The following is an 11,484-nucleotide window of genomic DNA, read 5'->3' as shown; positions in this document are numbered from 1 at the left end:
GGCACGGGGAAACGGCATCGGCCGCCGCGCGGCTCCGCCCCGCGCCCGTACGCTCAGTACTCAGTGCGTCAGTAGCACTCGTTCTTGCCCTTGGCGACGCTCATCTTGAGGCCGCTGAGCTTGAACGTGCCGGCCGTGGTGGCCCATGCCGTCTGCTTGACGTGGGTGAGCGTGGCCGAGTCGGCCTGCTGGGCGAACGAGCCGGGGTCGGCCTTGTCGCCCTTGTGCATGCCCGGACCCTTGGTCGTCGAGCCCGCAGCAACACCGATGTCGATGTTGTTGAAGGTCGCGTCCGCGTCCAGCTGGTCGAGGTCGATGTAGAGGTTCTTCGCCTCGACGGGCGTGCCACCGCCACCGGCCGACAGCTTCATCGACACATCGCCGAAGACCGGGACCGGCACAACCACCGACTGGCACAGGTTCCGGATCTTGGCGTTCGAGAACCCCGAGACCGCCACCGGGACCTGCTTGCCGCCCTTCTGGGCGTCAATGGCTCCGTACTGAACAAATCCGGTGCCGTCCAGCCGGTCGGTAGCGACCTTGAACTGCTGGCCGGACACGCTGAACGATGCCGCGAGCGCACCCTGCGAGAGCGCGACGCCGATCGCGGCGGTCGCCGCGACGCTCGGCACCATGACGACGGCGAACCGCTTCCATCTGGTCCCGCCACGAGCCAGGGACTCCATGACTTTCCTCCTTCTCGGACGTACATCTCCGGTACCGGCGGCCCCCGTTGGGGAAGCGGTACCTGGGATGGGAGAAGTGCTACGTCCTCGGGAAGGAGAGCGCCCGTCCTCGGAGGCACATCGTGTTCCGAATACCGGCGATCACCCCCGAGCGACAACCACTGGCCACGCTCTCGCGCAACCTCCTGGACAGGCCCTGCCGGGTGGGGCAGAGACCCCCCTGTCCACGGCCGGCGACGCCTGCCGCCGACCACTCGGTGGGGACCCAATGACCGTCGCACCGACCGGATGTCGGGCTGCGGAATGGACCGAGCCTGGCCGATCGTGGTCCATTCACGCCCTGGACACAAGAGGCTCGTTACTTGCGGGTAACGGGCTGATAACCTCGCCGCGACGGTCCGGAACCGGGTGGACACGCATTGTCGTTGCTCACCACAGCAAGACATACGGCAATTGCGGACAGAGAACCGCAAGGGGGTCGCTCGGACTTACTCCAAGTAACAGCGGCCACGTTTACCAAGTTTTGGCAAAACGTGGCCGCTGCTCTGTTTGTTTGCTCAACTCGCGGTGGGCGTACAGGTCAGAAGCGGACGCCCGGCACTACAGCGGGTCAGAACAGCACCCTGGCAAGGGCGGTGCGGGCCGCCGTCACCCGCGGGTCGTCCGCGCCGATGACGTCGAACAGCTCCAGCAGCCGCACCCGCGCGGCCTCCCGGTCGTCCCCCGCGGTGCGCTTCACCGCGTCGACCAGCCGACCGAACGCGTCCTCGACATGACCGCCGACCAGGTCGAGGTCCGCGGCGCGGATCTGCGCCGGCACATCGGCCGGGTTGTCCGCGGCCTCCTTGCGCACCACCTGCGGGTCCAGGTCCTGCACCCGGCGGAGGAGTTCGGCCTGCGCGAGGCCGAGCTTGGCCTCCGGGTTGGTCGGGTCGTCGGCGAGCACGTTCCGGTACGCCTGGACGGCGCCGTCCAGATCGCCGGAGTCCAGCGCCTGGCTGGCGGCCTCCAGCAGGGCGTCGTACGGGCCGGCCGGCACCGGCGCCTCGTCGACCTCGGCCGGCTCACCCGCGGCGGCCGGGTCGACCGGCGCGCCCACGATGCCGAACTGCTGCTCGGCGGCCTGCACCAGTTGGTCGAGCACCTGGCGGATCTGCCCCTCGGGGGCCGCGCCCTGGAACAGCGGGATCGGCTGGCCGGCGACCACCGCGAACACCGCCGGGATGCCCTGCACCCCGAACTGCTGGAACAGCATCTGGTTGGCGTCGACGTCGATCTTGGCGAGCACGAACTTGCCGGCGTACTCCGCCGCGAGCCGCTCCAACAGCGGGCCCAACTGCTTGCACGGCTCGCACCACTCGGCCCAGAAGTCGATGACGACCGGGACCTCGGTCGAGCGCTGCAGGACGTCCTGCTGGAAACCCGCCTCGTCGACGTCGAACACCAGGCGGGCCCCGCCCGCCGGCGCCCGGCCGGTACGGGCGGCCTCGGCCCGCGCCTGCTCCGCCTTCTGCTTCGCTTCGCCGGCCGCCTTGACCGCTGCGAGGTCGACGACTCCACTCATGGACATATTGCGTGGCTGCATGGGTCCATCCTCCCCCCTGGGCGGTCCGTTCCGAAAAGCGATCCGGAAAGCGATGCGGCGGTGGTGCGATCGGCACTGCGGTCGTCGCGGTGAGCGGTCCTGCGAGCGGCCCGCACGGGGCCGTACTGCATGGCCACATGGGCCCGTACTACATGGCCATGGGTCCCCACCCACGGCCGGTGGCTGTCACTCTTACGCTACGGGTCGTAGCGTAACTCGCCGTCGCCCCAGCGCAACAACCGGTTCCGGCCCCGTAGTGAGTGATCTCGCTCACGGGCCGCGCCTCCGGGGCGCCTACCGGCCGGTATGGTCGCCCGCATGCACCACTCAGCCAGCCCCCGGAAGGGCCGCACGGGACGTCCGCGCAGCGCCGAGACCGACCATGCGATCCTCTGCGCCACCCGCGCCGCGCTCGTCGACCTGGGCTGGGGACGGCTGACCATGAGCGAGGTGGCGGCCCGGGCCGGGGTCGCCAAGACCACGCTCTACCGCCGCTGGGCCAACAAGAACGAGCTCGTGGTGGACGCCGTGGCGGTCCTCTTCGACGAGCTGGAACTCCCCGACCGGGGCTCGTTGCGAGCCGACATCGAGGGCGTGGTGCTGCAGTTCGGCGCGCTGCTCGCCCGGCCGGAGACCAAGACCGCGCTAATGGCCGTGGTCGCCGAGTCCACCACCGACGCGGCGTTGCGCGAGCGGATCCGCTCGGCGATCGTCGACCGCCAGAAGCGGCTGGTGCTGCTGGGCCGTTCGCGGGCGCAGGACCGGGGCGAGCTGCCCGCGGACACCCCCGGTGAGGACGGTGACCGGGCGGCCACCCGCAACATGGACCTGATCTTCGATGTGATCGCCGGGGCGATCGTGCACCGGACGCTGGTCAGCGGCGAGCCGGTGGACGCCGAGTGGGGGCAGGACTTCACCGCGCTCTTCCTCACCGGTCTGGCCGGACTGGGAGACCGCGAGCAGGCCTGAGAGGACCGCGAGCGGGCCTGCGGGCCCGGACGCCGTACGCGCCCGGGCCCCGGGACGGTCAGACCTGGTAGCGGTCGGCCGCGAACAGGTGGAGGTGCTCCGCGACCCAGGCCGAGGTCCGCCGCAGGCCCTCCTCCAGGGAGACCTCCGGATGCCAGGAAGCCCACTCGCGGGCCCGGGAGTTGTCCGAGAGCAGCCGCTCGACCTCGCTGCCCGAGGGCCGCAGCCGCGCCGGGTCGACGACGACCTCGGCGTCCCGGCCGGAGGCGGTGATCAGCGCCTCGGCGAGCGCCCCGATGGCGATCTCCCGCCCGGTGCCGAGGTTGATGACGTGGCCCAGCGCCCGGTCGCAGTCGGCCACCGCCAGGAACCCGGCCGCGGTGTCGGTGACATAGGTGAAGTCACGGGTCGGGGTGAGCGAGCCGAGCCTGATCTGCCGGGCGCCGGCGTGCAGTTGGGCCAGGATCGTGGGGATCACCGCACGGGCGGACTGCCGGGGGCCGTAGGTGTTGAACGGGCGCACCACCGTCACCGGCAGCTCGAAGGCGTGCCAGTGCGAGAGCGCCGTCATGTCCGCGCCGATCTTCGAGGCGGAGTACGGCGACTGCGGCTGCAGCGGGTGGTCCTCGCCGATCGGCGCGGTCCGGGCGGTCCCGTAGACCTCGCTGGTGGAGGTGTGCACCAACCGCCGCACGGCGTGCCGGCGGCAGGCCTCCGCGACGTTCTCGGTGCCCACCACATTGGTCTGCACATAGGCGCCGGGCGCGTCGTAGCTGTACGGGATCCCGATCAGCGCGGCCAGGTGGAAGACGGTGTCGCAGCCGGCGACCGCGTCCGACACCCGGCCCGCGTCCCGGACGTCGCCCGCGATCATCTCCACCGGGCTGCCCGGCCCCACATAGTGCGCCAGATTTCCCTTTTCCGCGTACGGCTTGTAATGGACGAAGGCGCGTACCTCGGCGCCGGCCTCGACCAGAAGGTCGACCAGGGCCGAGCCGATGAAGCCCTCGGCCCCGGTGACCAGGACCCGGCGGCCGGACCACTGGGTGGTGCTGCTGTTCATGCTGACTCCTTCAGGTGGGTTCCCAGGGGGGTGGCAAGGGGGTGGCCGGCCAGTGCCAGTGCCTTGGCGGCCAGCAGGTCGGCGGCCCGGGCGTGGGTGCCCGGGTCGGCGGCCTGGCCCATGGCGGCGAGCCGGCCGGGGTCGGCGAGGAGCGGGGTGACCAGCTCGTCCAGCCGCTCGGCCGAGGCCTCCGCGTCGGGCAGCAGCAGCGCCGCGCCGGCGTCGGAGAGCACCCGCGCGTTGTGCGTCTGGTGGTCACCGGGCGCGTGCGGATACGGGACGAGGACGGCCGGCATGCCGATGGTGGCCAGCTCGGCGACGGTCGCCGAGCCGGCCCGGCACACCACGAGGTCGGCGGCGGCGTACGCCAGGTCCATCCGGTGCAGGTAGGAAACCGCCTCGGCGACGGCCGACCCGCCATGGGCGGCCAGCAGGGCTCTGGTCTCCTCCAGGGCCGCCGGACCGGTCTTGATCAGCAGCCGCAGGTCGGTCCGCGACCGGTACCGGCCGGCCAGCCCCACCGCCGCCGCGGTCAGCCGGGCCGCGCCCAGGCTGCCGCCGTTGACCAGCAGCAGCCGCGCGGTGTCCGGGACGCCCAGCGCCCGCCGGGCGGCCGGCCGCAGTGCGTCGCGGTCCAGCTGGGCCAACGGCCCGACCAGCGGCATCCCCACCGTCTCGGCGCGCTCCCCGCCGGCCAGGTGGGCGGCGCTGCGGTCGAAGGCCAGGGCGAGGTGCGGGGTGAGCCGGGCGGCGAATCTGTTGGCCCGCCCGGGCACCGCGTTGGACTCGTGGATCAGGCTCGGCAGCCCGGCCAGCCGCGCCCCGACGATCACCGGGGCGCTGGGGTAACCGCCCATCCCGACCGCGACCTGGGCGCCCTGCTCCTTGAGGATCGTCCGGCACTGGGCGCCCGAGCGCAGCAGCGCGGCCGGCAGCAGATAGCGTCGGGCGCCGAGCGAGGGGTCGAAGGGGATCATGTCGACGGTGTGCAGCCGGTATCCGGCCTGGGGTATCAGCCGTGTCTCCAGTCCGCGTTCGGTCCCCACGAAGGAGATCACCGCGTCCGGCACGGCCCTGCGGAGTGCGTCGGCGAGGGCGAGTCCGGGGTAGATGTGGCCGCCGGTACCGCCCGCACCGATCACGACCGAGAGTGGTGTGCTCATGGCCGCCACGCTCGCGATACGCCCTAAGAACGTTCTAAGAGAGGTGTTTGGCAGCCTATGTCCATGCCATCGTCCCTGCCGCAGCCGCCGCACAGCCCCCCGGCCGCCAAGATCCTGGTCGTCGACGACGAACCGGAGGTTCGCGCCGCCGTCGAGGACGGCCTGGCCGTGGAGGGGTATGCGGTGCGGGGCGCGGCCGACGGGCTGGCCGCCCTCTCCGAGGTCGCCGCCTGGCAGCCGGACGTCCTGGTGCTGGACGTGATGATGCCCGTCCTGGACGGGCTGGCCGTCTGCCGCCGGCTGCGCGCGCTGGACGACCGCACCCCCATCCTCGTCCTGACCGCGCTCGACTCGGTCAGCGAACGGGTCGACGGCCTGGACGCCGGCGCCGACGACTACCTGGTCAAGCCGTTCGCGCTGGACGAGCTGGTGGCCCGCGTCCGGGCCCTGCTGCGCCGCGCCTTCGCCGCCACCGCCGAGGACAGCCGGCTGTCCTTCGGCGACCTGGTGGTGGACCCGTTGACCCGCAGCGGCCACCGGGCGGGCCGTCCGCTGGAGTTCAGCCGCACCGAGTGGGCGCTGCTGGAGCTGCTGCTGCAGCACCCGGGGCAGGTGCTGCCGCGCGAGACGATCCTGGAGCGGGTCTGGGGCCGGGACTTCGGACCCGACTCCAACTCCCTGGCGGTCTACATCGGTTACCTCCGCCGGAAGCTGGAGGCGGGCGGCGAGCCCCGGCTCGTCCATACCGTGCACGGCATCGGCTACCGCCTGGGCCACCCGGAGGACCGGTGACCGGCACCCGCGGCCTGGGCGCGCGCTGGCGGCGCCGGCGTCCGCTGCGCACCCGGCTGGCGCTCGCCACCTCCGTCGCGGTGGCCGTGGTGGCCCTCGGGGTCTGCGCCGCCGCCTTCGTCATCATCCGGCACCAGATGACCCGCCAGCTCGACCTGTCGCTGGCTCAGACGGCCACCCAGACCGCCCAGCGCACCCACAACTGGGGGCCGACCGCGGGCGACGCCTCGTGCCAGTTCCCGGCCACCCCCTGCATCCAGATCGTCCCCGCCGACCCCGCGAAGGACCCCCGCGGCGGCTACCGCACCCTGCCGGTCGACGCCGGCACCCGCGCGGTCGCCGACGGCCGGTCCCCCGCGTACTACCGAGAACTCACCATCGCCGGCCGGCCGGTGCGGATGTACACCTCCCGGCTTCCGCACCGCGACGAGGCGCTCCAGGTGGCGCTGCGTTCCGACACCGTCGAGCGCGGGGTGGGGCAGGCCGCACGGGCGCTGTCCGCGGTCGGCGCGGCCGGCGTCCTGGTGGCCGCCGGGCTCGGCTACTGGGTCTCCCGTACGGGCCTGGCGCCGGTCGCCCGGCTCACCGCCACCGCGGAGCGGATCGCCGCCACCCGCGACGCCCGGCACCGCATCGAGCTGCCGCCCGGGCCGCCGGCCCGCGAGGACGAGATCACCCGCCTCGCCGCCAGTTTCAACACCATGCTCGGCGAGCTGGAGCAGTCCGTCTCCGCCCAGCGCCGGCTGGTCGCCGACGCCTCCCACGAGCTGCGCACCCCGCTGACCGCACTGCGCACCAACGCCGAACTCCTCGCCCGCGGGGACCGCCTGACCGAGGCCCAGCGCGACCGCGCGTCCGCCGCGCTGGGCCGCCAGCTGCGCGAGGTGACCACCCTCGTCAACGACCTGATCGAACTCGCCCGCGACGAGGAGCCGCAGCCGCTGGTGGAACAGGTGCGCCCGGCCGCGCTGTTGGCGCACGTGGTGACCACCGCCCGCGAGCACTGGCCGGAGATCGCCTTCACCGTCTCCGTCGCCCCGGGCGCCGCCGAGGTCACCCGCCCCGGTGTCCCCGCCCGCCTGAGCCGGCTGCTGTCCAACCTCCTCGACAACGCCGCGAAGTTCTCGCCGCCCGGCGGCCCCGTGGAGGCCGCCCTGGACGCCGGCCCGGACGCTCTCGACCTGACCGTCCGCGACCACGGCCCCGGCATCGCCCCCGGGGACCTCCCCCATGTCTTCGACCGCTTCTACCGCGCCAAGGCCGCCCGCGCCCTCCCCGGCTCGGGCCTCGGCCTGGCCATGGCCCGCCAGATCGCCCACGCCCACGGCGCGGAGCTGACCGCGGAACAGGCGCCGGGCGGCGGGGCGCTGTTCCGACTGCGGATGCCTACGAGGCGGCCGTGACCGGAGTGTGCACACGGCACACCGCGGTCCCCCACCACGAGCGCTGAGCGCCTCGCCCGCGCTCGGCACCGGCCGAAACCCCTCCCCTGCTCGTGCAGTACCGTGACCGGCGGCCGCGGGCCGCACACCGGGAGGTGGTGAGGATCCGCTCGCCCCGTCGGCACCACCCGCTACGGCCTGACGCACCGCCGACGAAGAGCCGAAGGCCCCTCCACCACCACGAACAGGACCACTCCTCCATGCCCACCGCCCAGCGCAGCCCCGGAAAGAGCTCATCCCGGAGGCGGTGGATCGGCTGGAGCGTCCTGGTGGTCGCCCTCCTGGGGAGCGCCTGGTTCGCCACGGAAGGGCTGACCGCGGCGGGCCTCACCGGCATCCATGGAACGTTCACGGTCAAGGAGTGCACCGAGGAGGCCGGCACCCGCAAGAACCCGCACACCAACGAGTTCGACTGCGAGGGCACCTTCCGTCCGGACGACGGGTCGACCGTGGACGACGGGGTGTCCCTCTACGCCTTCTCCACGGACTACGACGCGGGTACCAAACTCCCGGCCCAGCACGTCGACGGCGGCATGGTCGGGGCCATGACGTCGGGATACCTCCTCGCCAACGAGGACGGAATCAGCGGGAGCTTCCTGAAGGCCTTCCTGTGCCTCCTGTGCATCCCGGTGCTGCTCTTCTGCCGCCTCACCGGATTCGGCACGGACGGCGTCAGCATCCAACTGTTCCGGGAGAGTTGGCGTGCCACCAAGGGAACCAGGACCCGCACGATCGTGGTCACGGCCCTGGCGGTAGTCCTGTTCTGCGCGATAGAGGGCAGCAACATCCTGGCGATGGTCCTGCCCGGCCTGGTCTGATCAGGGTTCGGTCCAGGCCGGGCGCCGCCCGGCCCACCGGCCCGTGGACGGGGCCGCCCCAGCGTCCCACCCGCGCACCCCGGCGCCGGGAGCCGGCACCGGGGATCCCCCCGTTCACCGGCCTTCTCCGCACCGGCGACGAGGGAACGCCGCTCAGAACCCGGCCGGTTCCGTGTACACGCCCCACTCGTCCCGCAGTGCCCCGCAGATCTCGCCCAGCGTCGCCTCGGCGCGGACCGCCTCCAGCATCGGCTCGATCATGTTGCTGCCGTCGCGGGCCGCGGCCAGCATCTGCTTGAGGGAGGCGGCCACCTTGGCGTCGTCGCGGGCGGCCTTGCGGTCGGCCAGGACGCGGACCTGTTCGCGCTCGACCTCGTGGCTGACCCGGAGGATCTCCAGGTCGCCGGTGACCGAGCCCTCGTGGCAGTTGACGCCGACGACCCGCTTGTCGCCCTTCTCCAGTGCCTGCTGGTACTGGAAGGCGGACTCGGCGATCTCGCCGGTGAACCAGCCGTCCTCGATACCGCGGAGGATGCCCGAGGTGATCGGGCCGATCGGGTGCTGCCCGTTCGGCACGGCCCGGGCGCCGCGCTCCTTGATCTGGTCGAAGATCTTCTCGGCGTCCGCCTCGATCCGGTCCGTCAGCTGCTCGACGAACCAGGAACCGCCCAGCGGGTCGGCGACGTTGGCGACGCCGGTCTCCTCCATCAGCACCTGCTGGGTGCGCAGCGCGATCTCCGCGGCCTGCTCGCTGGGCAGCGCGAGGGTCTCGTCCAGGGCGTTGGTGTGCAGGGAGTTGGTGCCGCCCAGCACCGCCGCGAGGGCCTCCACCGCGGTGCGTACGACGTTGTTGTACGGCTGCTGGGCGGTCAGCGAGACACCGGCGGTCTGGGTGTGGAAGCGCAGCCACTGCGCCTTCTCACTGGTCGCGCCGTAGACGTCGCGCATCCAGCGGGCCCAGATCCGGCGCGCCGCCCGGAACTTGGCGATCTCCTCGAAGAAGTCGACATGGGCGTCGAAGAAGAACGACAGGCCGGGGGCGAAGGTGTTGACGTCCAGGCCGCGGCTGAGGCCGAGCTCCACATAGCCGAAGCCGTCGGCCAGGGTGTAGGCCAGCTCCTGCGCGGCGGTGGCCCCCGCCTCCCGGATGTGGTAGCCGGACACCGACAGCGGCTTGTACGCGGGGATGCCGTGTGCACAGTGCTCCATCAGGTCGCCGATCAGGCGCAGATGGGGCTCGGGCTGGAAGAGCCACTCCTTCTGGGCGATGTACTCCTTGAAGATGTCCGTCTGGAGCGTGCCGTTGAGGACGGACGGGTCGACGCCCTGGCGCTCGGCGGCGACCAGGTACATGCAGAAGACCGGGACGGCCGGGCCGGAGATCGTCATGGAGGTCGTGACGTCGCCCAGCGGGATGTCCTTGAAGAGGACCTCCATGTCGGCCGCGGAGTCGATGGCGACACCGCAGTGCCCGACCTCGCCCAGCGAGCGCGGGTCGTCGGAGTCGCGGCCCATCAGCGTCGGCATGTCGAAGGCGACGGAGAGACCGCCGCCGCCCGCCTTCAGGATCATCTTGTAGCGCTCGTTGGTCTGCTCGGCGTTGCCGAACCCGGCGAACTGGCGGATCGTCCAGGTCCGCCCCCGGTAGCCGGTCGGGTACAGGCCCCGGGTGAACGGGTACTCCCCCGGCCAGCCGATCCGCTCGAACCCCTCATAGGTGTCGCCGGGGCGCGGCCCGTACGCCGGCTCGACCGGATCGCCCGAGAGCGTGCTGAAGTCCGCGTCCCGCTTCCGGGCAGCGTCGTACCGAGCCTGCCAGCGACGGCGGCCTTCATCGATCGCGTCAGCGTCCATACCTCGAATTTACTAGGACGTCCTAGTAGTTGTCGACGGGAGACCGCCGGGTGTCACGGTGGGTGAGGGGCGGGGAGCCTCCGCGGGGGCGCCCCGGCGACAGCACAACGCGCCCGCCCCCAGGTGGGGACGGGCGCGCACAAGGCGGTGGGGCGGCTGCGTCAGGCCCGGACCGGCTCCGGAGCGTCACCGGCGAGCAGCGGCTCGACCTCCCGGACGACCTTGCGCTCGACGAAGAACGCCGCGGTCGGGATGGTGCCCGAGACCAGCACCCACAGCAGCTTGCCGAACGGCCACTTGGCCTTGGAACCCAGGTCGAAGGCGAAGACCAGGTAGATGATGTAGAGCACGCCGTGGATCTGGGAGACGACCAGGGTGAGGTCCTTGCCCATCCCGAAGCCGTACTTGAAGATCATGCACGTGCAGAGCACCAGCAGCATCACGGCGGTGATGTAGGCCATCGCCCGGTAACGGGTCAGGACGCTTCGCTTCATGCCCCGAGCGTAACCACCCGTTCCGGGGCGATCTTCACCGCCCCCTCCGGACGGCGCGCCGCCCCGGGCCGGTGCCGGACCGCCCCCTACTCGTCGGTGAAGTCCTCCGCGGCCAGCCGCAGCGGCCGCAGCATCGCGAAGATCTCGCCGCACTCCTCGGCGTCGTACGCCCCCAGCCCGAAGTCCATCGCCATCAGGTCCCGGGTCGCGGCGTCGCACACCTCGCGCCCCTTGTCGGTGATCGAGGCGAGGGTGCCCCGGCCGTCGTTGGGGTTGGGCCGCTTGGCGACCAGCCCGGACTTCACCAGCCGGTCGACGGTGTTGGTGACCGAGGTGGGGTGCACCATCAGCCGCTCGCCGATCTTCGACATCGGCAGCTCACCGGCCTTGGAGAAGGTGAGCAGCACCAGCGCCTCGTAGCGCGCGAAGGTCAGCCCGTACGGCTTGACCACCGCGTCCACCTCGGACAGCAGGATCTGGTGGGCGCGCATGATCGAGGTGATCGCGGCCATCGACGGCACGGCACCCCACCGCTGCCGCCACAGTTCGTCGGCGCGGGCGATGGGATCGAAAGCAAGGCTGAGCGGCTTCGACACGCCTCCGACCCTATCGGGCGGC

General features: G+C 72.0%; 11 protein-coding genes. 4 read left to right on the top strand and 7 right to left on the bottom strand.

The annotated features are described in order from the left end of the window. Positions 1-68: 68 nt before the first annotated feature. Both AB0G84_RS25975 and AB0G84_RS25970 read right to left on the bottom strand, forming a co-directional pair. Positions 69-686 (bottom strand): DUF6230 family protein, encoded by a 618-nt coding sequence (locus AB0G84_RS25975; protein ID WP_361325364.1) that lies wholly within the window; start codon positions 684-686, stop codon positions 69-71. A 610-nt stretch (positions 687-1,296) separates the two neighbouring features. Then, positions 1,297-2,271 carry a tetratricopeptide repeat protein gene (locus tag AB0G84_RS25970; protein WP_361325361.1) on the bottom strand — a complete coding sequence of 325 codons (975 nt, stop codon included), beginning with the start codon at positions 2,269-2,271 and terminating at the stop codon, positions 1,297-1,299. Positions 2,272-2,589: 318 nt separating this feature from the next. On the opposite strand from AB0G84_RS25970, the gene AB0G84_RS25965 reads away from it, so the two are divergent. Then, complete coding sequence (locus AB0G84_RS25965; protein WP_361325358.1) at positions 2,590-3,240, top strand: TetR/AcrR family transcriptional regulator; 651 nt, start codon at positions 2,590-2,592, stop codon at positions 3,238-3,240. A gap of 58 nt (positions 3,241-3,298) precedes the next feature. On the opposite strand, the gene AB0G84_RS25960 is transcribed toward AB0G84_RS25965, so the two are convergent. Next, a complete protein-coding gene (locus AB0G84_RS25960) occupies positions 3,299-4,303 on the bottom strand; it encodes a GDP-mannose 4,6-dehydratase (protein WP_361325356.1) in 1,005 nt (334 codons plus the stop codon). Continuing rightward, entirely contained in the window at positions 4,300-5,466 is a 1,167-nt protein-coding gene (locus tag AB0G84_RS25955; RefSeq protein WP_361325353.1) for a UDP-N-acetylglucosamine--N-acetylmuramyl-(pentapeptide) pyrophosphoryl-undecaprenol N-acetylglucosamine transferase, read from the bottom strand. The genes AB0G84_RS25960 and AB0G84_RS25955 overlap by 4 nt, the downstream gene beginning before the upstream one ends. A gap of 63 nt (positions 5,467-5,529) precedes the next feature. Here AB0G84_RS25955 and AB0G84_RS25950 point away from each other — a divergent pair, with 63 nt between their 5' ends. From AB0G84_RS25950 to AB0G84_RS25940, 3 genes are all read left to right on the top strand, one after another. Further along, a complete protein-coding gene (locus tag AB0G84_RS25950; RefSeq protein WP_361325350.1) occupies positions 5,530-6,258 on the top strand; it encodes a response regulator transcription factor in 729 nt (242 codons plus the stop codon). Beyond that, positions 6,255-7,661, top strand: coding sequence for a HAMP domain-containing sensor histidine kinase (locus AB0G84_RS25945; RefSeq protein ID WP_361325347.1), 1,407 nt, complete (start codon positions 6,255-6,257; stop codon positions 7,659-7,661). Before AB0G84_RS25950 ends, AB0G84_RS25945 begins: the two co-directional genes overlap by 4 nt. Before the next feature lie 239 nt (positions 7,662-7,900). Next, on the top strand, positions 7,901-8,518 hold the full coding sequence (locus AB0G84_RS25940) for a hypothetical protein (RefSeq protein ID WP_361325344.1): 618 nt from the start codon (positions 7,901-7,903) through the stop codon (positions 8,516-8,518). Between the two features lie 153 nt (positions 8,519-8,671). On the opposite strand, the gene AB0G84_RS25935 is transcribed toward AB0G84_RS25940, so the two are convergent. The 3 genes from AB0G84_RS25935 to AB0G84_RS25925 all read right to left on the bottom strand — a co-directional run bounded on the left by AB0G84_RS25935 (position 8,672) and on the right by AB0G84_RS25925 (position 11,462). Beyond that, positions 8,672-10,372, bottom strand: coding sequence for a methylmalonyl-CoA mutase family protein (locus tag AB0G84_RS25935; RefSeq protein ID WP_361325341.1), 1,701 nt, complete (start codon positions 10,370-10,372; stop codon positions 8,672-8,674). A gap of 161 nt (positions 10,373-10,533) precedes the next feature. Beyond that, positions 10,534-10,866 (bottom strand): DUF3817 domain-containing protein, encoded by a 333-nt coding sequence (locus AB0G84_RS25930; RefSeq protein WP_361325338.1) that lies wholly within the window; start codon positions 10,864-10,866, stop codon positions 10,534-10,536. An 86-nt stretch (positions 10,867-10,952) separates the two neighbouring features. After that, positions 10,953-11,462 carry a MarR family transcriptional regulator gene (locus tag AB0G84_RS25925; protein ID WP_361325336.1) on the bottom strand — a complete coding sequence of 170 codons (510 nt, stop codon included), beginning with the start codon at positions 11,460-11,462 and terminating at the stop codon, positions 10,953-10,955. Positions 11,463-11,484: the final 22 nt, after the last annotated feature.

Origin of the sequence: Streptomyces sp. NPDC020742, assembly GCF_040641675.1 — a bacterium.
In the GTDB taxonomy this organism is placed as follows: Bacteria; Actinomycetota; Actinomycetes; order Streptomycetales; family Streptomycetaceae; genus Streptomyces.
This window is presented reverse-complemented; position numbering and strand designations above follow the sequence as displayed.